Annotated in this window: 20 protein-coding genes; 19 read left to right on the top strand and 1 reads right to left on the bottom strand. The window is 70.5% G+C overall.

The window, feature by feature from the left end; translation table 11 throughout:
• Positions 1–1,074, top strand: coding sequence for a glycosyltransferase family 2 protein (locus tag ACFFR3_RS02500; RefSeq protein ID WP_364378856.1), 1,074 nt, complete (start codon positions 1–3; stop codon positions 1,072–1,074).
• Positions 1,071–2,801: a glycosyltransferase gene (locus tag ACFFR3_RS02495; protein ID WP_379482518.1), complete on the top strand. Its 1,731-nt coding sequence runs from the start codon at positions 1,071–1,073 to the stop codon at positions 2,799–2,801. Before ACFFR3_RS02500 ends, ACFFR3_RS02495 begins: the two co-directional genes overlap by 4 nt.
• Positions 2,802–3,447: 646 nt before the next feature.
• On the opposite strand, the gene ACFFR3_RS02490 is transcribed toward ACFFR3_RS02495, so the two are convergent.
• The gene (locus ACFFR3_RS02490; RefSeq protein WP_379482517.1) at positions 3,448–4,887 is read right to left on the bottom strand and encodes a glycosyltransferase family 2 protein; all 1,440 of its coding nucleotides are present in this window, start codon (positions 4,885–4,887) and stop codon (positions 3,448–3,450) included.
• A gap of 210 nt (positions 4,888–5,097) precedes the next feature.
• On the opposite strand from ACFFR3_RS02490, the gene thrC reads away from it, so the two are divergent.
• From thrC to ACFFR3_RS02405, 17 genes are all read left to right on the top strand, one after another.
• Positions 5,098–6,156, top strand: a complete 1,059-nt coding sequence (thrC, locus tag ACFFR3_RS02485) for a threonine synthase (protein ID WP_345397524.1) — start codon at positions 5,098–5,100, stop codon at positions 6,154–6,156.
• 28 nt (positions 6,157–6,184) lie between these two features.
• Entirely contained in the window at positions 6,185–7,099 is a 915-nt protein-coding gene (gene thrB / locus ACFFR3_RS02480; protein WP_364378844.1) for a homoserine kinase, read from the top strand.
• Between the two features lie 457 nt (positions 7,100–7,556).
• Positions 7,557–9,608, top strand: a complete 2,052-nt coding sequence (gene rho, locus ACFFR3_RS02475) for a transcription termination factor Rho (protein ID WP_379482516.1) — start codon at positions 7,557–7,559, stop codon at positions 9,606–9,608.
• Positions 9,609–9,795: 187 nt separating this feature from the next.
• The gene (gene rpmE, locus ACFFR3_RS02470; protein WP_148033924.1) at positions 9,796–10,014 is read left to right on the top strand and encodes a 50S ribosomal protein L31; all 219 of its coding nucleotides are present in this window, start codon (positions 9,796–9,798) and stop codon (positions 10,012–10,014) included.
• Positions 10,015–10,103: 89 nt separating this feature from the next.
• A complete protein-coding gene (gene prfA / locus ACFFR3_RS02465; protein ID WP_345397535.1) occupies positions 10,104–11,156 on the top strand; it encodes a peptide chain release factor 1 in 1,053 nt (350 codons plus the stop codon).
• Entirely contained in the window at positions 11,153–12,007 is an 855-nt protein-coding gene (gene prmC, locus ACFFR3_RS02460; RefSeq protein ID WP_345397538.1) for a peptide chain release factor N(5)-glutamine methyltransferase, read from the top strand. Before prfA ends, prmC begins: the two co-directional genes overlap by 4 nt.
• A 120-nt stretch (positions 12,008–12,127) precedes the next feature.
• The gene (locus ACFFR3_RS02455) at positions 12,128–12,775 is read left to right on the top strand and encodes an L-threonylcarbamoyladenylate synthase (protein WP_364378837.1); all 648 of its coding nucleotides are present in this window, start codon (positions 12,128–12,130) and stop codon (positions 12,773–12,775) included.
• 109 nt (positions 12,776–12,884) lie between these two features.
• Positions 12,885–15,764: a hypothetical protein gene (locus tag ACFFR3_RS02450; protein ID WP_379482515.1), complete on the top strand. Its 2,880-nt coding sequence runs from the start codon at positions 12,885–12,887 to the stop codon at positions 15,762–15,764.
• Positions 15,764–16,141 (top strand): hypothetical protein, encoded by a 378-nt coding sequence (locus tag ACFFR3_RS02445; protein ID WP_364378831.1) that lies wholly within the window; start codon positions 15,764–15,766, stop codon positions 16,139–16,141. Before ACFFR3_RS02450 ends, ACFFR3_RS02445 begins: the two co-directional genes overlap by 1 nt.
• A 71-nt stretch (positions 16,142–16,212) precedes the next feature.
• On the top strand, positions 16,213–17,478 hold the full coding sequence (glyA, locus tag ACFFR3_RS02440) for a serine hydroxymethyltransferase (RefSeq protein WP_364378828.1): 1,266 nt from the start codon (positions 16,213–16,215) through the stop codon (positions 17,476–17,478).
• 57 nt (positions 17,479–17,535) lie between these two features.
• Positions 17,536–18,822, top strand: coding sequence for a glycosyltransferase family 4 protein (locus ACFFR3_RS02435; RefSeq protein ID WP_364378825.1), 1,287 nt, complete (start codon positions 17,536–17,538; stop codon positions 18,820–18,822).
• Between the two features lie 131 nt (positions 18,823–18,953).
• The gene (locus ACFFR3_RS02430; protein ID WP_345397555.1) at positions 18,954–19,376 is read left to right on the top strand and encodes a Cg1360 family ATP-synthase-associated protein; all 423 of its coding nucleotides are present in this window, start codon (positions 18,954–18,956) and stop codon (positions 19,374–19,376) included.
• A 65-nt stretch (positions 19,377–19,441) separates the two neighbouring features.
• Positions 19,442–19,657, top strand: a complete 216-nt coding sequence (locus tag ACFFR3_RS02425; protein ID WP_242379410.1) for an AtpZ/AtpI family protein — start codon at positions 19,442–19,444, stop codon at positions 19,655–19,657.
• Positions 19,658–19,724: 67 nt separating this feature from the next.
• Complete coding sequence (gene atpB / locus ACFFR3_RS02420) at positions 19,725–20,522, top strand: F0F1 ATP synthase subunit A (RefSeq protein ID WP_364378820.1); 798 nt, start codon at positions 19,725–19,727, stop codon at positions 20,520–20,522.
• Positions 20,523–20,600: 78 nt separating this feature from the next.
• Positions 20,601–20,831, top strand: coding sequence for an ATP synthase F0 subunit C (atpE, locus tag ACFFR3_RS02415; protein WP_138666586.1), 231 nt, complete (start codon positions 20,601–20,603; stop codon positions 20,829–20,831).
• A 28-nt stretch (positions 20,832–20,859) separates the two neighbouring features.
• The gene (locus ACFFR3_RS02410) at positions 20,860–21,408 is read left to right on the top strand and encodes a F0F1 ATP synthase subunit B (protein WP_345397575.1); all 549 of its coding nucleotides are present in this window, start codon (positions 20,860–20,862) and stop codon (positions 21,406–21,408) included.
• Between the two features lie 85 nt (positions 21,409–21,493).
• Positions 21,494–22,303 (top strand): F0F1 ATP synthase subunit delta, encoded by an 810-nt coding sequence (locus ACFFR3_RS02405; protein WP_345397578.1) that lies wholly within the window; start codon positions 21,494–21,496, stop codon positions 22,301–22,303.
• Positions 22,304–22,311: the final 8 nt, after the last annotated feature.

Genomic DNA, 22,311 nt, shown 5'->3' with positions numbered 1-22,311 from the left:
ATGTCCGAGACCCCCTGTGGCTTCGCGCGTACGCCGGAGAAGGGGCTGGCCCGCCTCCACTGGAACACCGGCGCATGGGCGGTCGAGGGCGGGCCGCCCGAGGTGCCAGAGCTGCGCCCGCTGCGCGGCCTGGAGGTCGAGTGGCCCGAGCGCGAGGTGCCGCTCGACGGGCTCATGCGGCTGGCCGCGGCCGGCGTGCCGCTGACCGCCGCCGACGCGCCCGCGTGGGTGCCCGCCGGCCTCGCCGCGCTGCTCACCGACCGCGACTGGCTCGCCCACCCGGCCGACGGCACCGCGCGCTCGCTGGCCGACCTGCGGCGCGAGGAGCACAGCGTACGCCTGCGCCGCCTGGCCCACCCCACGGCCATCCCGCACGTCAGCATCGTCATGGCCACCAAACGGCCCGCCATGGTGCCCGCCGCGCTGGCGCAGATGGAGCGGCAGCGCGACGTCGTCGCCGAGGTGCTGCTCGGCCTGCACGGGGTGGCCTTCGACGAGGTACGCGAGGCCGTCGGCTCCTGCGCGCTGCCCGTGCGCCACGTGGAGGCCGACGCCTCGGTGCCGTTCGGCGAGGTGCTCAACCAGGCCGCAGCCCTGGCGGAGTGCGACTATCTGGCGAAGTGGGACGACGACGACTGGTACGGCCCCCGCCACCTGGCCGACCTGTTCATGGCGCTGACGTACGCGGGGGCCGACGTGGTGGGCACCACGGCCGAGTTCTTCTACCTGGAGCCGCTGGAGGCGACGATCAGGCGCACGACGTTCGCCAGCGGGGCGAGCTATCCGAGCGAGGTCCACGCCGATCACGTGGCGGGCGGCACGATCATGGTGTCCCGGTCGAAATTCCACGACATAGGCGGATATCCCGCGCTGCCACGGGCCGTCGATCTCGAGTTCCTCAAGGCGGCCAAGAGCGCGGACGCCCGCATCTACCGCACCCACGGCCTCGGCTACGTCCTGCGCCGCGGGCTCAGCGGCGAGCACACCTGGCAGCTTCCGCTCGCCCACTTCCTCAAGGTGGCCGCCAACCAGTGGCGGGGCTTCCGCCCGAGCCTGCTGATGGAAGCCGCGTGACCGCCCGCGTACGCGGCAACGACTACCGCGTCCTCGCCTCCGGCGAGCCCTTCGAACCCCGGCTCACGGTCAGCGTCGTCGTGCCCGCGTACGGCGGCCAGGACAAGCTGGACCTGGTGCTCGCCGCGCTGGCCAGGCAGACGTACCCGGCCGAGCTCATCGAGGTCATCGTCGTCGACAACGGCAGCGAGCCGCCGCTGCGCCTGCCCGCCGAACGGCCCGAACTGACCCGGCTGGTGCGCTGCGAGCGCCCAGGACGCGCCGCCGCCCGCAACGCCGGACTGGGAGCCGCCACCGGCGAAGTGATCCACTGGCTCGATTCCGACGTGCTGCTCACCCCCGGCGCGATCGAGGCGCACATGCGCTGGCACCACGCCGCCCCCTACCTCGTCGTCACCGGCTACCTGCGCTTCACCGAGGCGCCCGTGCCCGCCGAGCTGCCGTCCGACCTGGAGGCCGCCTTCGAGCCCGCCGAGCCGCACGCCTGGCTCGTCGACCTCGTCGAGCGCACCGACGGGCTCACCGACAACGCCCAGCGGCCCTTCAGCCTGCACGTGGGCGGCGCCACCTCCGTCAACGCCGCCCTGATCAAAGCCGCCGGGCCCATGGACGACGACCTGGTGCTCGGGCAGGACACCGAGCTCGGCTACCGGCTGTGGCAGGCGGGCGCGGTCTTCGTCCCCGAGCCCGCCGCGCGCGGCTACCACCTCGGGCCGACCATGCGCATGCGCGACAAGGCGCCCATCGACCGGGTCAGCCACGCGTTCGTCGCCGACCGCATCCCGGCCTACCGGTGGCTGCGCGGGCATCCCGGGCGGCAGTGGAAGGTCCCGTACGTCACCGCCGTCGTCTCCGCGACGACCACCGGCTACGACGAAGTGCGGGCCACCGTCGACGCGCTGCTGGCCGGCACCGTGCCCGACGTGTCCGTGCTGCTCGTCGGCCCCTGGGACACCCTCGACCACGACCGCCGTGCGCCCCTGAAGGACCCGTCGCTCGACCTGGTGCTGATCGAGGGACACTACCGGCACGAGGGCCGGGTACACCTGGTGACCTCGGCCTCCGCCTCGGGCTGGGCCTCCGCCTCCGCCTCCGCCTCCGCCTCCGCCTCCGCCTCGGGCTCTGCCTCTGTCTCGGGCTCCGCCTCGGCCTCTGTCTCTGCCTCAGCCTCGGTCGACCCGGCGGTGCCGTACACGCTGCACCTGCCCGCCGGCTGGATCCCCGGCCACGACACGCTCGCCCGCCTGCTCGACCTGGCCCGCGACGAGGGCCTCGGCCTGGTGAACCTGCTCCTGGACGAGAGCTCAGGCGGCGTCGTGGCGGCCCGGCTCGAACGTGCCTCCGCCTTCGCCAGGGCCCGCATCGTGGCCGCCGCTGGCGAGAACCTGGACGACGTGGTGGACGAGGTCGCCGGCGTGCTGTGGGCCGACGGCGCCACCTACGGCTTCACCACCGAGGCCGAGCCGCCGCAGGGGCGGCGCAGCGCGTACAAGGAGAAACTGGCCGCGCAGGCGGAGGCGGCCCGGCTGGCCAAGGAGGCCGAACGCCTGCGCGCCCAGGTGGCCAAGTGGCGCGAGGAAGCAGGCACCTGGCGCAAGTCGGCCGTGGAACTCCGCCGCGAGGTAGGCACCCTCCGCCGCCGCATAGCCGCCGCCAACCGCCCCCAACAAGACCTCCGCTCGCTGGTGTCGACAACAGTAAAACGCGCCTTCCGCCGCACCCGCTGACCCCGCTCGGGGCGGGATGGGGGTGCAGCCGGCCACCACGGGATGGGGATAAAGCCGGCCACCACGGGATGGGGATAAAGCCGGCCACCACAGGATGGGGGTACAGCCGGCCACCACGGGGTGGGGGCACTGCCGGGCCCACAGGCTGGGGGCACAGCCAGGCCCTCGGTTGGGAGCACCGCCAGATTCACGGGTGAGGCGACAGCGGCCGAACGCTCAGCCGACCCTCCAGCGCGCGCGGACGCGCTCTTCGCGGCCGGAACCGCCGACCCACCTCCTCCGCAGCCGCCGGCCTCACCGTGTGAGGGGGGGTGGGGGCGGGGCCACAAGCGAGCCCTTCAACGGTGACTCACCCCACGGGGTGCGAGGCGGCAGCGGCCGGACGCTCAGTCGGCCCTTCAGCGCGCAGCGGATGCGCTCTTCGCTGGCGGATCCGCCGACCCACCTTCTCCGCCGTAGCCGCTGGCATCACCGTGTGGGGTGGGGGCGGGCGTAGCTGGTTTCCCTCCTCCCTAAAGGCGCCTCAGCCGGCGTGGGTTCCCCCTCCTCAGAAGGACCTCAGCCGGCGTGGGTTCCCCCTTCTCCCCGAAAGACCTCAGCCGGCGTGGGGTTCCTTTCCCAAAGGACCCCCAGCTGGTGTGGTGGGTTAGTTGGGGCGGAGGGCTGATTTGAGGCGGCGTAGGAGGGTTTTGTCTGGCGGGTCCGATGAGACCTGCACGGTCGCCTGCGGGGCCGGGATCGTGACCGGGTCCGGCTGTGCGGGCGCGGGCCAGAAACGGTCGGGCGGCTCGTGACGTACGCCGTGCGTGGCCGCGATGACCTCGTCCACGTCATCGCCCGCGCCCGTGAGCAGCACGGCCCGGCCCAGCGCGGAGGTGCGTTCGAGGCGGGCCGTGCGTCCGTCCGGGAGGTTCACCACCAGCACGCCCGTCAGGTCCTTCTGCACCGATTCGATCATCCGCTCCAGCGTCGCCCGGTGCAGCGGCACATCCACGGGCCCCCGGTAGCGGAACGGGATCGGGGCCGGCGTGGACGCGGGCTCGTCGATGAGGCGGATGCGTTCGTCGTGCGCGAACAGGTCACGCAGCAGCCGCAGCTCGAAGTCCGGGTCGGACAGCGAGTAGCGGCGCCCGTCGGCCAGCCGCGACCACGGCCCGACCAGCGTCACCACGACGTCCTGCACCTTGCCGTCCAGCGCCGCCGCCACCGCCTGCCGCACAGCGGTCTCGGAGGCGCCGGAGACGTCGAGGACGACCTCCACGTACGGCACCAGCCACCGCCGCCCCCGGTCCTTGCGCAGGTCACGGCGGAGCGGGATGCGATGGGCCAGGAAAGGCTCCACGGCACGCACCGCCCGCTCCCTGTCGCGATGCTGCGAGGGCAGCCCCAAGTGGACGGCCTGGGCGTCCATGTCGGGCACGAAGACCACGCCGTGCATGGCCAGCCGATAGGAGAACTCGGTGTCCTCGCCACGCGCGACCGTAGGGTCGAGCCCGCCCACGGCGTGGAAGACCTCCCTGGGAAGGGCGAAGGTCGGCCCCGTGCACACGTGGTACGGATTGCGGCTCTTGCGCAGCCCGTCGGTCTTGGCGATCGTCGCCTCCGTCGAGCTGGCCACCGCCGTCTCCAGGTCGAACAGCTCTCCCAGGTGTCCCGCCAGGAAGACCTGCTCGGGGGTGACGGGCGGCGCGTCGACGAACTTCTTCATGCCGATCGTGACCAGGTAGTCGGTCTGGTGGTGCCAGCGCGCCAGGGCCTCGATGTGCTCCCTGCAGGCCACCATGTCGGAGTCGAGCCGCTGGATGATCTCGCCGTCGGCGGCCTTCGCCCCGGTGTTGACCGCGTTGGAGATGCCCCAGCCGTCGCGCACGCGTACGAGACGGGTGTTGAACGGCCGGATCTCGGGCAGGCGGATGGGCGGGTCGCTGCCGTCGTCGACGACCAGGACCTCCATGAGGTGCTCCGGGTACGTCTGCGCGGCCAGCGCCGCGAGCGTCAGGTCGAGCTTGTCCTGCCCGCCGCGCGCGGGTATCACCACGCTGACGGAAAGGGCGGGTGACCAGGCGCCGAGCAGCGGTGCCGTCACCGGTGAATAGTCGTTCTGCCTCAGAGCAGGACGCGCGTTCATGGTCGTGACCCCCTGGCCGAGACCTTATCGGGAGATGCTGAGAATTTCCTGAATAGTGCTCCTGTCCAATGCAGGAGTTCGGCGGGTGTCCGACCCGTGGACGCCGCTCCGCGACGGTCCCCGGCACCCCGTACACTCTGTGCCCAACAGCGCAGGTAGGGAGTCATCATGAGCAGGTCGTGGCGTGGCCTCATCGAGGAGTACCGCGAGCGTCTTCCGGTCACCGCGAAGACGCCCGTCATCACGCTGCTCGAAGGCGGCACGCCGCTGGTGCCCGCGCACCGCGTCTCGGCGCTCACGGGGTGTGAGGTCTACCTGAAGGTCGAGGGGGCCAACCCGACGGGCAGCTTCAAGGACCGCGGCATGACGATGGCCATCAGCAAGGCCGTCGAAGAGGGCGCCAAGGCGGTCATCTGCGCCTCCACGGGCAACACCTCCGCCTCGGCCGCCGCCTACGCCGTACGCGCCGGGCTGACCTGCGCCGTGCTGGTGCCACGGGGGAAGATCGCGATGGGCAAGCTGGCCCAGGCGCTCGTGCACGGTGCCACGCTGCTGCAGGTCGAGGGGTCGTTCGACGACTGCCTGGAGATGACGCGCAAGCTGTCGTCCAACTATCCGATCGCGCTGGTCAACTCCGTCAACCCGTACAGGTTGCAGGGCCAGAAGACCGCCGCGTTCGAGATCGTCGACGCGCTCGGCGACGCCCCCGACATCCACTGCATCCCCGTCGGCAACGCCGGCAACATCTCGGCCTACTGGATGGGCTACGGCGAATACGCCGACGACGGGGTGGCGACGAAGCGGCCGCGCATGTTCGGCTTCCAGGCCAGCGGCGCGGCGCCCATCGTGCAGGGCGCGCCCGTCACCCACCCGCACACGATCGCCACGGCCATCCGCATCGGCAACCCGGCGTCGTGGTCGCTGGCCACCGCGGCCCGCGACGAGTCGGGCGGCGTGATCCAGGCGGTGACCGACCGGCAGATCGCGGCGGCGTACAAGTTGCTGGCGCAGGAGGAGGGCGTGTTCGTCGAGCTCGCTTCCGCCGCCAGCGTAGCGGGGTTGCTGCAGGCCCACGCGCAGGGCATGGTTGATCCGGGGCAGCGCATCGTGTGCACGGTGACGGGCAACGGGCTGAAGGACCCTGACTGGGCGATCTCGGGGGCGCCCGCGCCGGTGGTCATCCCCATCGACGTCCACGCCGCCGCTGCGGCGCTCAACCTCGCCTGACGGGGAGTGACGAGGGAAAAGTGAACGAATGAGGACCGTTGACATTCGCGTGCCCGCGACGTCGGCCAACCTGGGGCCGGGTTACGACGCGCTCGGGCTCGCGCTGAGCCTCCACGACGAGGTCACGGCCACGCTCACCGGGGAGCGCGGCGTCCACGTCGTCGTGGAGGGCGAGGGGGCGGGGGAGGTCGATCCCGGCGAGGGGCATCTGGTCGTCAAAGCCATGCGGGTGGCGTACGACCGCATGGGCGTGCCCCAGCCGGAGGGCATACACCTGCACTGCCGCAACCGCATCCCGCACGCACGGGGGCTCGGGTCGTCGTCGGCCGCGGTGTGCGCGGGCATTCTGGCCGCGCGCGCACTCGCGGACTCGGGGGAGAACGCGCTGAGCGACGACGACGTCTACGCGCTGGCCACCGAGATGGAGGGCCATCCCGACAACGTCGCGCCCTGTCTTTCCGGTGGGCTGACGGTCTCGTGGTCCGACCACACCGGGCTGCCGCATAGGCTGAAACTAGTTCCCGACCAGCGCATCCGTCCGGTCGTCTGCGTCCCTTCGACGCGGTTGTCGACGGAGGCCGCCCGGGGGCTGCTGCCGAAGGACGTGCCCCACGAGGACGCCTCCTTCAACGCCGGCCGGGCCGCGCTGCTGATCGCGGCGCTGACCCAGCGGCCAGAGCCGGGGCTCCTGCTCGCCGCCACAGAAGATCGGCTCCACCAGCAATACCGCGCGCCTGCCATGCGGCAGAGTGCGGATCTGGTAGAACGTCTCCGTGCAGTGGGCGTGCCCGCGGTCGTTTCGGGAGCGGGTCCCACGGTTCTTGCGTTTTCGACATCGGATTCGCAGGATTTGATCGCGCCAGAAGTGGGTAATGACTGGCACATCCAGCAAATGGACGTCGACCCGGTTGGTGCGAACGTTCAGTTCCCCGAGACACGCTGATGCCTCTTTAGACCTTCAGGGAATAGCCGTGTGCGCTGGTGATGTTAGGCTGATAGCCGCACCAGATGCCCCCTTGGTGGGTGCGTGCTTGTCAGCCATACATCGCTGCATCATGCTTCACGTCGCGAGGCGTGAGCAGCGCGGCTGTCTCCCCGGAATCCGTTGCCTCCGGTTGGCCCACACCCGGTTGGCGCAACGCGAGGTGGCGACGACGGGGATCTGCGCGTTCGAATCATCTCGACATCTGGTTGGCGACAGCAATCTGGGGGGTGTCAGCCACGCGCCAAGGGCCATCGGCGGCGTGGACGAACCCCTCCCCAAGAGTGGCGGCCGTCTCAAGCGACAGCCGAAGATCGCAAAGTGCACCCCGACCCGGTCTGTCCCGCCGGATCGCAAGCACCTCCGGGACGCCCGGAAGAACAAATCCGGCGCCCGACCCCTGGGAAGGACCTTTTAGTTGAGCGACACCACCGAACTCCTCTCCGACGCATCAGGCGCTGAGCCGGCGTCCGGCGACACCCCCACCCGCGCAGCGGCCAAGCCGCGTGCGCGTCGCTCCGGCACCGGCCTGTCCGCCAAGGTGCTGCCCGAGCTGCAGAAGATGGCAGCGGAGCTGGGCATCAGCGGGACCGGGCGCATGCGGAAGAGCCAGCTCATCGCGGCCATCCAGGAGAAGCAGGGTGGCGGTTCCGGAGACGGCGCAGCGACGGCCGCGCCGGTGGCCGAGGCCCCCGCGGCCGCCCCCGCAGAGGCGGCGCCCGCGGCGGAGCGACCCACCCGTACACGCAGGGAACGTTCCCGCGCCAAGACCGTGGAAGAGCCCGCGCAGCAGCCCGCCGCCGCCGCGCCCGAGCCCGTGGCCGCAGCGCCTGAGCCGGTCGCCGCCGCCGTGGCGGAGCCGGTCGTGGAGCAGCAGTCGCAGCCCGCGGACGCCGGACAGGGCGAGTCGCGCTCCGAGCGCGGCGAGAGCAGGCGCGAGCGCCGCAGCCGTGGCGAGCGCCGCGAGCGCGGCGAGCGGGGCAGCGACCGTAACAGCGACCGCGGTGACCGTGGCGACCGTGGCGACCGTGGCGACCGCATCAGTGACGGCGGTCGTGACAGCGGTCGCGACGGCGGCCGTGACAGTGGCCGTGACAGTGGTCGTGACGGCGGTCGCGATGGGGGTCGCGGCGACCAGCGCGAGCGCGTCGCAGCCGACGCGGGCGGCCGTTCCGACCAGCGCGGCGACCAGCGCAACGACCCGCGCAACGACCAGCGCGGCGGCGACGACGACGAGCGCGGCGGACGCAGCCGCAGGGGCCGCTTCAGGGAGCGCAACCGTGGCCGTGGCCGCGACCGCTTCGACAGCGGCGAGCCCGTCATCGGCGACGACGACGTGCTCATCCCGATCGCCGGCATCCTCGACATCCTCGACAACTACGCGTTCGTCAGGACCAGCGGCTACCTGCCCGGCAGCAACGACGTCTACGTCTCGCTCGCCCAGATCCGCCGCAACGGCCTGCGCAAGGGCGACGTCATCACCGGCGCCGTCCGGCAGCCGCGCGAGGGTGAGCGGCGCGAGAAGTTCAACGCCCTGGTCCGCCTCGACACCGTCAACGGCATGGACCCGGAGCAGGCCCGCAACAGGCCCGACTTCAACAAGCTGACGCCGCTCTACCCGCAGGAGCGCCTGCGCCTCGAGACCGAGCCCAACATCCTCACCACGCGGATCATCGATCTCGTCTCGCCGATCGGCAAGGGCCAGCGCGGTCTCATCGTCTCGCCGCCGAAGGCGGGTAAGACGATGGTGCTGCAGGCCATCGCCAACGCGCTCACCCGCAACAACCCCGAGTGCCACCTCATGGTCGTGCTCGTGGACGAGCGGCCTGAAGAGGTCACCGACATGCAGCGGTCGGTCAAGGGCGAGGTCATCCACTCGACCTTCGACCGTCCCGCCGAAGACCACACCACGGTCGCCGAGCTCGCCATCGAGCGGGCCAAGCGCCTGGTGGAGCTGGGTCACGACGTCGTCGTCCTGCTCGACTCGATCACCCGGCTCGGCCGCGCGTACAACCTCGCGGCCCCCGCGTCCGGGCGCATCCTGTCGGGTGGTGTCGACTCCACGGCGCTCTACCCGCCCAAGCGCTTCTTCGGCGCCGCCCGCAACATCGAGAACGGCGGCTCGCTGACGATCCTCGCCACGGCCCTGGTCGAGACCGGGTCGAAGATGGACGAGGTCATCTTCGAAGAGTTCAAGGGCACCGGCAACATGGAGCTCAAGCTCAACCGGTCCCTGGCCGACAAGCGGATCTTCCCGGCGGTCGACGTCGACGCGTCCAGCACGCGTAAGGAAGAGATCCTCATGGCCAAGGAGGAGCTGCAGATCGTCTGGAAGCTGCGCAGGGTGCTGCACGCACTCGACATGCAGCAGGCGCTGGAGCTGCTCCTGGAGAAGATGAAGGAGACCAAGTCCAACGCGGAGTTCCTCATGCAGGTCCAGACGACCACGGTGAGCAACGACCGCGGCTAGCGGCTGCGTCGTGAGGGGTGGCGGTGTCGTCCGCCACCCCTCACGCGTTCCCGTGCCGGGCTCATGAGGAATGAGCGATGGCCTGGGATGGTTTCACGATCTGGCACACTGGTAGCTGACCATTTTGCGGTTCCGGTTCACGCCATGCGTGAAGGCGACCCGGCGGCCGCACCCCGAAAGGACAGCGATGAAGCGCGACATCCACCCTGACTACCACGTGACGCAGGTGACCTGCTCCTGCGGCAACACGTTCACCACCCGCAGCACCGCGAAGAACGGCGTGATCCACGCCGACGTGTGCTCGGCCTGCCACCCGTTCTACACGGGCAAGCAGAAGATCCTCGACACCGGCGGCCGGGTGGCCCGCTTCGAGAAGCGCTTCGGCAAGAAGGCCTCGGGCAAGTAGCTCCACGTACGCCGGCCCGGACGCACACGCGTGCGCCGGGTCGGCGTTGTTGGTGAACGGCCCGTACTTCTCGATACAAAGGATCCACGGTGAATCTCGACGAGTTGCTCAAGGAGTATTCCGAGCTGGAGTCGCAGCTCGCCGACCCCGCCGTGCACGCAAACCAGAACAGGGCCCGCACGCTCGGCAAGCGCTACTCCCAGCTCACGCCCGTCATCGGCACCTACCGCGAGCTCGAGTCGGTCCGCGAGGACCTCACGGCCGCCAAGGAGCTGGCCGGCGAGGACGAGACGTTCGCGGCCGAGGCCGCCGAGCTGGAAGCCCGCATCCCGCAGCTCGAAGAGCGGCTGCGCCACCTGCTCATCCCGCGCGATCCCAACGATGACAAGGACATCATCATGGAGATCAAGGCGGGCGAGGGCGGCGAGGAGTCCGCGCTGTTCGCGGGCGACCTGCTGCGGATGTACCTCCGCTACGCCGAGCGGCTCGGCTGGAAGACCGAGATCATCGACAGCCAGCCCTCCGACCTCGGCGGCTACAAAGACGTCACGGTCGGCATCAGGGCCAAGGGCGACGAGGGCGTGTGGTCGCGGCTGAAGTTCGAGGGCGGCGTCCACCGCGTGCAGCGGGTGCCCGTCACCGAGTCGCAGGGCCGCATCCACACCAGCGCCGCGGGCGTGCTCGTCTACCCGGAGGCGGAGGAGGTCGACGTCCAGATCGACCCCAACGACCTGCGCATCGACGTCTACCGCTCCAGCGGCCCCGGCGGCCAGAGCGTCAACACCACCGACTCCGCGGTGCGCATCACCCACCTGCCCACCGGCGTCGTCGTCTCCTGCCAGAACGAGAAGAGCCAGCTCCAGAACAAGGAGTCGGCCCTGCGCATCCTGCGCGCCCGGCTGCTGGCCATAGCGCAGGAGGAGGCCGAGGCCGCCGCCCAGGCGGAGCGCAAGTCGCAGGTCCGCACCGTCGACCGCTCCGAGCGCGTCCGCACCTACAACTTCCCGGAAAACCGCATCTCCGACCACCGCGTCGGCTTCAAGGCGTATAACCTCGACCAGGTGCTCGACGGCGAGCTCAACGCCGTCACCCAGGCCCTCATCGACGCCGAGATGGCGGAGAAGCTCGCACAACACTCATGACATTTCTGCTGGACGAGATCGCGCTCGCCACTGCCCGGCTGGCCGAGGCAGGCGTTCCTTCGCCGCGCACCGACGCCGAGGAGATCGCGGCCTTCGTCCACGGCGTGCGCAGAAGCGAGCTGCACACCGTCAAGGACTCCGACTTCGACGCGCTCTTCTGGGAGGGCGTGGCCAGGCGTGAGGCCCGCGAGCCGCTGCAGCACATCACCGGCCACGCCTACTTCCGCTACCTCGAGCTGGCCGTCGGGCCCGGCGTGTTCGTGCCGCGGCCCGAGACCGAGGTGATGGCCGGCTGGGCCATCGAGACCCTGCGCGAGATGGACGTCACCGCGCCGCTCGTCGTCGACCTCGGCACCGGCTCCGGCGCCATCGCGCTGTCCATCGCCCAGGAGGTGGCGCTGGCCGAGGTGCACGCCGTCGAGGTCGACCCCGCTGCGTACACGTGGGCCAAGCGCAACATCTCCGAGCTCGGCCAGGGGCGCACCCACCTGCACCCGGAAGACCTCGCCGAGGCGCTGCCCGAGCTCAACGGCAAGGTCGACCTCGTCATCTCCAACCCGCCCTACATCCCGCCCGGCGCCATCCCGCGCGACCCCGAGGTGCGCGACTACGACCCCACCCGGGCTCTTTACGGCTCGGGCGACGACGGGCTCGGCGAGGTGCGGGCCGTCGAGCGCACCGCGCGCCGGCTGCTGCGGCCCGGCGGGTGGGTGGCCGTCGAGCACGCCGACGAGCAGGGCAGGGCCGTCTACCTCACGTTCCCCGAGGACAACGGCTGGCGCGACGTACGCCTGCGCCAAGACCTCACCAGACGAGACCGCTTCGTCACGGCCAGGCTGGGCCAGGATTAGGATGCACGCGAAGCGGCGCTACCTGCTCCTGACCGCCGGGGGCCGCGGCGACCGTACTTGGAGGAAGGAGGAGGCCTCGACAGCGCCGTTCACCCGCTGAGCGGAACGAGGCAACCTATCGTGGGACGACGTTTCGACTGCTCCGACCCCGACCAGCGGACCATCGGGCTGATGGAGGCCGCGGCCGCCGCTCGCCGTGGCGATCTCCTGGTGCTGCCGACCGACACGGTCTACGGCATCGGCGCCGACGCCTTCACACCAGAAGCCGTCACCAAACTGCTCGAAGCCAAGGGGCGCGGGCGTGAGATGCCGCCGCCCGTGCTGGTGGGCACCGTACGCGCGGCGAGCGCGCTGGTGGACGACTTGGGGCCGTACGGGCAGGACCTCATCGACGCCTTCTGGCCCGGGCCGCTGACACTCGTCTGCAAGGCCAACAGGGCGCTGTCGTGGGACCTGGGCGACACGAAGGGGACGGTCGCCGTACGCATGCCGCTCCACCCCGTCGCGCTCGACCTGCTCAAGGAGACCGGGCCCATGGCCGTCTCCAGTGCCAACCGGTCCGGCGCGCCCGCCGCCACCACCGTGGACGAGGCCGAAGAGCAGCTCGGCGACGCCATCGAGGTCTATCTCGACGGGGGCAAGACCACCGACAACACCCCGTCCACCATCCTCGACCTCACCACCGCCGTGCCGCGGCTGCTGCGGCGCGGCGCGATCCCCGTGGAGAAGCTGCGCGGCATCATCGGTTACGTCGCCACCGACGATTGACCGACGACTGACTGACGACTAGTCGTATACCCGCTGCTTATTCCGGCTGCCAAGCCGCTCCCGTCGTGGTTACGTGGGCGCGGAGCGGCTAGACGTCGGGGAGTGGCGCATGGGCAAGTACGACGGCATGGACCCCAAGCTGGTCCGTGACCTGCTGGCCGAGGTCAAGCGGGCGGCTGCGCAGATGCGTACGACGGAGGAGCGCGTCCGCCTCGCCATGCAGCAGGCCGGGCTGCCCCTGCAGAGCACCCACCGTCCCGTGCAGGTCGCCGACGCGGTGGACGTCATGGTGCGCGACGTCGACAAGCGGCTCGCCACCCTGGAGAAGCGGGTGGATCCGCCGCCGAAGGCGGGCTCGGGTTCGGCCGGCGAGGACGCGAACTCCACCCCGAAGGAGTCCCGTGGGGATCGGGACCGGTACGAGAACCCCCGCAGCCCCGGCTCCCCTTCTGGTTCCGACGACAGGGCCGGGTCGAACGGGCGCGCCGAGACCGGCGGAAAGACCGGCACCGGCGGGAACCCCGGCTCCGACGGCAAGCCCGACGTGGGTGACAAGCCCGGCGGCGGGCGGCCTGACGCGAACGAGCGACCCGACTCATCCGGAAAGACCGGCACCGGCGACAAGCCGGATGTGGGCGACCAGAACTGCGACGACAAGAACCCCCGCCCCGACCAGGACAACGGGAACAACCGCGACCGGGGCACCGGCCAGGGGAACGAGACGGGTCGGGACAACGGGACCGGTCGGGACAATGGAACCGGTCGGGACAATGGGACCGGCCAGGGGAACGAGACCGGTCGGGACAACGGGACCGGGGGCGACGGCAGGACCGGTGATCGAGCCGGCGACCAGCCTGTGAGCCAGCCCAAGGACGACGACCTGGACAGCCGCCGCGACCGCGGCAACGACGCCGACACCAGAGGCACGGACACCGGCGCTACGGACAACGGGGCCTCGGACACCGGAGCCTCGGACAACGGGACGGCCGGAACGCCTGTGGGCGACGGTCAGGACGCGTCCAAGCCCCAGGTCGTGGTGGTCGATGGCGTGAAGGTGCTGCAGGTCCCTCTGGACCCGCCGTCCGCCGCAGCCATCGAGGAGATGCTGCGGAACCCCGACAAGGTCCAACCGGCCGACATGCCGAAACTCCCCGCCGACCACGCCACGCTCCCGCCGAACACCAACGACACCGGCTCACCGAACGGCACCGGCTCACCGAACGGCACCGGCTCACCGAACGGCACTGGCTCGTCCAACGCGACCGGCACCGCGAACGTCAACGGCTACGCGAACGTCAACGGCTACGCGAACGACGGCAGCGACGTCGTCTCGGCCGAGGCCCGCCCACCGGACCTGGACGCCCTCAAGACGGTCATCGAGAACCACCGGGACGTAGCCCCCCAGGAGATGCAGGGCGTGGAGGTCCCGCGCGGCGAATACGGCCAGGGCCAGTGGGCCGAACGCGACATCCGCCCCGACGGCCCCACCGGCTCGATCGCCCCCGGCGCCCCGATCACCGGCATCACCCAGACCCTCCCACCGATCGACGCCACCTCAGGCGGCCTGACGACAGACGGCCAGGTCACATCGACGAGCGGCGCCGCAGCGGGCAGCGCAGGCACGATCGCGGGAGGCTACACCCCGGACGCACCCGGCACAGGCGCCACACCGTCAGACCCAGGTGCCGGCAACCAACCCGACGGACCCTGCCCACCCTCCAAGGACGCACCCCAGGACATGGGAGAGCGTGGTGCAGGTGGTAGCGGGGCCGGGGATCAAGGTGCCGGCGGGAGCGGTTCAGGGGAGCGGGGCGCGGGCGGCCAGGGTTCCGGTGGTGCTGGGGCCGGGGGTCAGGGCGCCGGAGGTGGCGATTGCGACGCCGGCTCGGGAGCCGGGGATCGGTCCGATGGGGGTCAGGGCACGGGTGGTGCTGGGTCAGGGGGGCAGGGGGCCGGTGGTGGCGGGGAGCGTGGCGTTGGCGGTGGGAATGGGGATCGGGGTGCGGGTGGTGGCGGGGGTCAGGGTGCCGGTGGGGGCGGGGGACAGGGCGGTACGGGTGGTCAAGGTGCCGGTGGCGGGAGCGACGGCCAGAGTGCGGATGGCCGGGGCAGGCCCGTCACGATTCCGCCGACCAGTCCGTCCGTCGATCCCCCCAACGGCGCCGCCACCGACCCTCCGACCACAGCGCCTGACCGGGTCGCCGGTGGTGGAGCTCAAGGTGCCGGTCCTGTCGGGGCGTCACAGGGCTCGGGGGCCGGTAACCCGCCAGGGGCCGGAAATGGCGCCGTGGTGGCTCAGGAGGCCGGTTACGCGTTCGGCGCAGGGCAGGAGGTCGGTTACGGAGCGGAGGCGGCGTACGGCGCTCCGGGCGACGGGGGCGACGGCGGGAGCTCCGGCCGTGAAGCCCAGCCCGGAGCCGGCGGGTCCGCCGGCTCCGACCGGGGAGCCCAGCCTGGAGCCGGTGGGTCCGGCACGGTGGCCGGGGAGCGCCACGAGGGCTCGGGCGGTGGCGGACCTGGGGCGATCGCCGGGGAGCGGCGCGAGGGTTCGGGCGGTAACACGCCCGGGACGGTAACCGGGGAGCGGCACGACGGCTCGGGCGGTAATGCGCCTGGGACGGTGGCGGGGGAGCGGCACGACGGCTCGGGCGGTAATGCGCCTGGGGCGGTGGCGGGGGAGCGGCAGGTCAGTGCGGCCGGTGCGTACGAGGTGTTGATCGCGTACGACGTCGAGCCGGGCTACGAGGTGACGCCCGGCTCCGACAGCGGGAGGTGGGCGAATGACGGTGACGACGTCGTGTCGGCCGGGGTGCGGCCGCCGAGCCTGGAGGCCATGGGGACCGTGATCGAGCACCACCGCGACATCCGTCCGCAGGAGATGCCGTCCGTGCAGGTGCCGCCGGGCGAGTACGGCAAGGGGGAGTGGGCGCCCGAGGACATCAGGCCGGACGGCCCGCCCGGTGAGGTGGCCCCGGAGAGGAGAGCGTGATGTACGTCGACCCGCCGGCCCCCAGGGCGAAGGGCCGTTACGAGGCGCCCCCGATCACCTCCACGGGCCCGCTGGAGGACCCGCAGCGCGCCTGGCGCTTCAATCCCGACTACGAACGCCTGGTCACGGCATGGGAGACGGTCAAGCCGCAGCTCGACGACCTGAGGGTGGTGCTGGACAAGGCGTTCGCGCTGGCGAAGAGCCCGCAGACGTGGGACGCCCCGGTGGGCGAGCGGTACGTGGAGGACATCAGGGAGTGGCGCAACAGGCTGGCCCTTTACCGGCAGGCCGTCCTGACGTCGATCAGCGATGAGGCCGCCGACACCCCGCGCTGGGTCCAGACGACGGCGAACGCTCCGCACGCCTACCCGTCGTGAGGTCATGAGGCCGGATTTCGGGGCAGCCATCGTGTATGGGAAAAACGGACATCCGGTCGTACAGTGGGGAAATGGGTGCGGAGCCCTATTACGGCCCTGACTTCGGGCAGCTGCGTGAGCGTGACCCCGAGATCGCGCAGGTGCTGCTCGACGAGCTGGACCGGGTACGCGGCGGCATCCAGCTCATCGCCAGCGAGAACTTCACCTCGCCCGCCGTCATGGCCGCCCTGGGCTCCACCCTGACCAACAAGTACGCCGAGGGCTACCCGGGCCGGCGCTACTACGGCGGCTGCGAGGTCGTGGACCGGGCGGAGCGGCTGGCGGTGGAGCGGGCCAGGAGGTTGTTCGGGGCGGACCACGCCAACGTGCAGCCGCATTCCGGCGCGTCGGCGAACCTGGCCGCCTATGCCGCCCTGCTCCAGCCGGGCGACACGATGCTGGCGATGGCGTTGCCGCACGGCGGTCACCTGACGCACGGCTCGAAGGTCAACTTCTCCGGCCGGTGGTTCGACGTGGTCTCGTACGGCGTGCGCCGCGACACCGAGCTGATCGACTACGACGAGGTGCGCGACCTGGCCCTGCGCCGGCGGCCGAAGCTGATCGTGTGCGGGGCGACGGCGTACCCGAGGCTGATCGACTACGGGGTCTTCCGCGGCATCGCGGACGAGGTGGGTGCGTGGCTGATGGCGGACGTGGCGCATCCGATCGGGCTGATGGCGGGCGGCGCGATCCCGTCGGCGGTGCCGTACGCGGACGTCGTGACGTTCACCACGCACAAGGCGCTGAGGGGACCGCGCGGCGGCGCCATCCTGTGCACGTCGGAGCTGGCGAAGCGGATCGACCGCGCGGTGTTCCCGTTCGTGCAGGGCGGCCCGCTGATGCACGTGGTGGCGGCGAAGGCGGTGGCGTTCGGGGAGGCGATGCGGCCGGAGTTCGCCGGTTACGCGCGCCGGGTGGTGGCGAACGCGCGGTCGCTGGCGGCGGCGCTGGCGGCGGAGGGGATGCGGCCCGTGTCGGGTGGCACGGACACGCATCTGGCGCTCATCGACCTGCGCGAGGTGGGGGTGTCGGGCGCCGAGGCGGAGCGCAGGTGCGCGGCGGCGGGCATCACGCTCAACCGCAACGCGGTCCCGTACGATCCGGAACCTCCGGCGGTGACGTCGGGCATCAGGGTGGGCACGCCGTGCGTGACGACCCAGGGGATGGGCGAGGAGGACCTGGCGGAAGTGGGAAAGTTGGTGGCCAGGGCGGTGCGCGGGCCGGAGGCATCGGCCGAGGTCAGGGAAAGAGTTGCGGCCCTTCTGGCCATCCATCGCCCATATCTCAGCAGATATTAAGCTGGTCTGTGTCGTTTTCCGGTCACAGCTGGCCGGTGTATCCGGGAAACTAGGGTCGTGCGCGAATACCTGTTCATGGCGCTCATCTCAGCGGCGGTGACCTACCTGCTGGTGCCGTTGGTGCGCCGCTTCGCCATCCGCATCGGCGCCATGCCCGAGGTTCGCGAGCGCGACGTGCACACCACGCCGACGCCGAGGCTCGGCGGCCTGGCGATGTACGGCGGCCTGGTGGTGGGCCTGCTGTGCGCGAGCCGATTGCCCCACAGCGGCGCGGCGCTGTCGGAGTCCGACGCCAACGCGGTCACGGCGCTCATCGTGGCCGGCGGCCTCATCACGGTGACGGGCTTCCTCGACGACTGGTGGGGCATGGACGCCTTCATCAAGCTCGGCGGGCAGATCGCGGCGGCGGGCGTGCTGGTCGCCTACGACCTGCGGCTGCTCTACATCCCGCTGCCGAAGGACTGGGGCGGCTCGACCAGCCTCGACTACACCCTCAGCACGATCATCACCATCATGGTCGTGGTCGTCACCATCAACGCGGTCAACTTCGTCGACGGCCTCGACGGGCTCGCGGCCGGCATCGTCGGCATCGCGGCCATGGCCACCTGGGCCTACTCGATCTTCCTCGCCCAGAGCATGAGCGTCGGCAACATCACCACGACCGCCGCCATCGCGGCCGTGCTCATCGGCACGTGCGTGGGCTTCCTGCCGCACAATTTCCATCCGGCGAAGATCTTCATGGGCGACACCGGCGCCATGCTGATCGGCCTGGTGCTGGCCTCCTCGATCGTCACCGTGACGCCGCTCGACCCGGCGGCCATCGAGGACATGAACAAGTTCGGGGTGCTGCTGCCGCTGATGCTGCCGGCCGCCGTGCTGGTGCTGCCGCTGGTCGACCTGATCACCGCGGTGGTGCGGCGCACGTCGCAGGGCCTGTCGCCGTTCGCCCCCGACCGCGGCCACCTGCACCACCGGCTGCTCGACATCGGCCACTCGCAGCGCCGCTCGGTCCTGATCATGTACGCGTGGGCGTTCCTTTTCGCCTTCGTCGTGGTGCTGATGTCCCGCCAGGGTGTGCCGGTGCTGCTGTTCCCGGTCTTCATCGTGCTGGCGCTGGCCGTGCTGGTGCTGATGGCGGCTCCGCGCTGGCGCGGCAGGGGCGGCTCGCGCCCGGCGTCGCGGCGTGACGAGCCCGACGACGACGGCCCGCCGACCGGCCCGATGCCGCCGATCCTGCCGGACCCGCAGGTCAGGCGGCAGATGCCGCCGCCGGGCGGCGCCGCGCACGAACGCGCGAGCACAGAGGGCAATCCGGTCATCACCGCATTTCCGCACCGTCCGTGACAGCGAACTAGAAACGGCAGGTAAAAGCGGCCTTCCGTGAGCTTGTGATATCTTTCACGAGCAGGGGCCTCCAGATGTACCGGTTCTGGAGGTAGCAAACGCTCGCTTGATAACTTGCCGATGGAGCATTGATGCAGGCCAACGACGTGCGCGTACTCAAGAGCGCCGCGATTCCGACCCTCGCGGTCGGGCTGGTCGCCGTGCTCGTGTCCCTCCTGCTGGCGGGTGGCAAGGGAGCGCTCGGAGCCGCACTCGGCACCTTGCTCGTCGGGGTCTTCTTCAGCATCAGCGTGGTGGCGGTGTCCTACGCCGCCCGGGTCTCCCCTCAGGTGATGGCCATCGCGGCGATGCTGAGCTACCTCGTCAAGGTCGTCGTCATCATGCTCGTGCTCAACGCGTTCCGCGACACCACGGCGTGGAACACGCTTGCTTTCGCTTGGTCGGTGGTGATCGGCACCATCGTGTGGACCGGTTTCGAGGTCCGCGCCTTCATGAAGACCAAGATGCTGTACGTCGACCCCGAAGCCCGGGTCCCCGGCAGAGGCGACTCATGATGCCGGTGGCCGGGTGGGGCCCGATATGACTAGCCCTCTGTCCGCCTGCTATCGTCGGGGCCGCGATGAGCGCACAGGAACGCCGACCGGAAGAAGACGGTCGCGACTTCGCCGACGCCATGTGGTCAGTCCCCAGCTATCTTCTCGCGGGGATGGCCATCTACGGCGGTCTCGGGTGGTTGCTGGACCGGTGGCTGGACATGTCCGCGTTCTTCCCCATAGGCGTGGTTCTGGGGGTTGTGCTCGCCGGCTACCTGGCCTACCGGAAGTTCAGTCGCTAACCCGGCGCAGCGATCACTTCGCCGAGGTAACTCTTGTGATCCACTACGACGTTGAAGGGAACGCCGCGTGAGTGCGCTGACGGTCCTCGCTCCTCCTGGCGATCAGTTCGGGGCGCCTACGCCAGAAGAGCTGTTCGATCTGCCCCCCATCATCGCGGGGGTCGACTGGTTCACCAAGCCGGTCCTGCTCGCGATCCTCACCTCGCTCGTGGTGATCGGTCTGTGCTGGGGCGCCTTCGGTAACCCGAAGATCGTGCCCAGGGGCCTGCAGAACGTCGTCGAGTACGGCTACATGTTCGTCCGCGACCAGGTCGCCCGGCCCTTCCTGGGCAAGGACGCCGACCAGTGGATGGGTCTGCTCGTCTCGATCTTCTTCGTGGTCCTGCTGTGGAACTTCATGGGCGTCATCCCCGTGCTGCAGTTCCCGGTGGCCTCCCACATCGCCTTCCCCGCCGTGCTCGCCCTGATCATCTACATCCTGAAGATCTATCTCGGCATGAAGCACCAGGGCGCGGTCGGCTACTTCAAGAACATGATGTTCCCCCCGGGCCTGCCCAAGTTCATCTACGTCCTGCTGGCCCCGATCGAGTTCCTGTCGAACCTGATCATCGCCCCCTTCACGCACGCGGTACGACTCTTCGCGAACATGTTCGCGGGCCACATGCTGCTGGCCTTCTTCAGCATGGTCGGCTTCTGGTTCCTGTTCGAGAAGCTGACCCCGCTGGGCGCGCCCGTCGGCGTGATCGGCGTGGTGATGACGATCATCCTGACCGGCTTCGAGATGTTCATCCAGTTCCTGCAGGCCTTCCTGTTCGCGATGCTGGCGGCGATGTACATCGGCAACTCGCTCCACGCGGAGCACTGAGAACCACCGCACGACTCACGGAATGTCCATGACCGGTGATACCCAGTCCACCGGCCGTTAAGTAAAGGAATACGAACAATGAGCGTTCTCGCTGAGGTCTCCGGCAACGTCACCGCCATCGGTTACGGTCTCGCCGCCATCGGCCCCGGCATCGGCGTCGGCATCATCTTCGGTCAGGGCGTGCAGGCCATCGCGCGCCAGCCGGAGGCGTACGGCCTGATCCGCCAGAACATGCTCCTCGGCTTCGTCCTCACCGAGGCCCTCGCCCTGATCGGCCTGGTGGCGCCGTTCATCTTCCAGGGCATCTGATCGCCCCTAGCTGACGGAAGGCTGCAATATGATCATCAAGGCAGCTACGCTCCTTGCGGCGGAATCGAGTCCGCTCATTCCGCACACGTACGAGCTCGTCGTCGGTATCTTCGCGTTCCTCGTCGTCTTCCTCGTCGTCGGCAAGATCCTCGTCCCGCGCATCCAGAAGACGCTGGCCGAGCGCACCGACGCCATCGAGGGTGGCATCAAGCGGGCAGAGGAGGCGCAGGCCGAGGCGCAGGCCCTGCAGAAGCGCTTCTCCGAGCAGCTCGAAGAGGCCCGTCGCGACGCCGCCAGGCTGCGCGAGGAGGCCCGTGAGCAGGCCGCGCAGATCAAGGCCGAGCTTCGCGAGGAGGCGCAGGCCGAGGCCCGCCGTCTCGTCGAGGCCGCGCACGCCCAGATCGAGGCCGACCGCCAGGCGGCGTTCGCCCAGCTCCGCACCGAGATCGGCCGCCTGTCGACCGAGCTGGCCGGCCGCATCGTCGGCGAGTCGCTGGAGGACGAGGCGCGCCAGAGCCGCATCGTGGACCGGTTCCTCGACGAGCTGGAGAACAGCAACGCGCAGGCGGTGCGCTGATGCTGGAGCGAACCCCCCGCGGTGAGCGGAGCGGACACGCGAGCGTGCGCGTCCGCGCGGCGAACGAGGAGCGGGTGAGCGCGCGATGAGGGGTTTGAGCAGGGCCTCGCTGGCCGAGGTCGAAGAGCGGTTCAACGCGGTCGCGGGCAGCGCCGAGCTCGGCGCGCTCTCCGACGAGCTGTTCGCGGTCGCGGATCTGCTCGACCGCGAGCACGGCCTGCGCCGCGCCCTGTCCGATCCGGCGAGGCCGGCCGGGCAGAAGTCGGGCGTGCTGCGCTCGCTGCTGCAGGGCAAGGTCGGCGAGGCCGCCCTGGCCACGGCCGAGGCCGCGGTCGCGGCCCGCTGGTCGCGCACGGGCGACCTGGCCGACGTGCTGGAGCGGCTCGGTGTCGTGGCCGCGGCGGCGGAGGCGGAGGGCCAGTCCAGGCTCGACGAGGTGGAGGACGAGCTCTTCCGCTTCGGCCGCATCGTCGCCGCCAACCCCGACCTGCGCAGGGCGCTCACCGACGCGGGCGCCTCCGAGGAGGGCAAGCGCGCGCTGCTGCACGACCTGCTCGACGGCAAGGTCGCGCCGACCAGCCTGCGCCTGGTCACGCAGCTCGTCGTGCATCCGCGAGGACGTAGTCTGGAAGCCGGTCTCGAAGAAGTCGGCCAGCTCGTGGCCCAGCAGCGCCAGCGCCTCGTGGCGGTGGTGCGCAGCGCGGTCGAGCTGTCGGATGCGCAGAAGGAGCGCCTGGCCACGTGGCTGCGCTCCTCGTACGGGCGTGATGTGCACCTGAACGTCGAGGTGGACAAGCGAGTGCTCGGTGGGTTCTCGGTCCGCATCGGCGACGAGATCATCGACACCACCATTGTGGGACGAATCGAAGAAGTCCGCCGCCGGTTGGCCGGCTAGGCGAATAG

It is taken from the genome of Nonomuraea salmonea, from assembly GCF_042428605.1.
GTDB lineage: Bacteria > Actinomycetota > Actinomycetes > Streptosporangiales > Streptosporangiaceae > Nonomuraea > Nonomuraea salmonea.
Note: the sequence above shows the minus strand (reverse complement) of the source record. Positions and strands in the feature narration are given on the sequence as shown.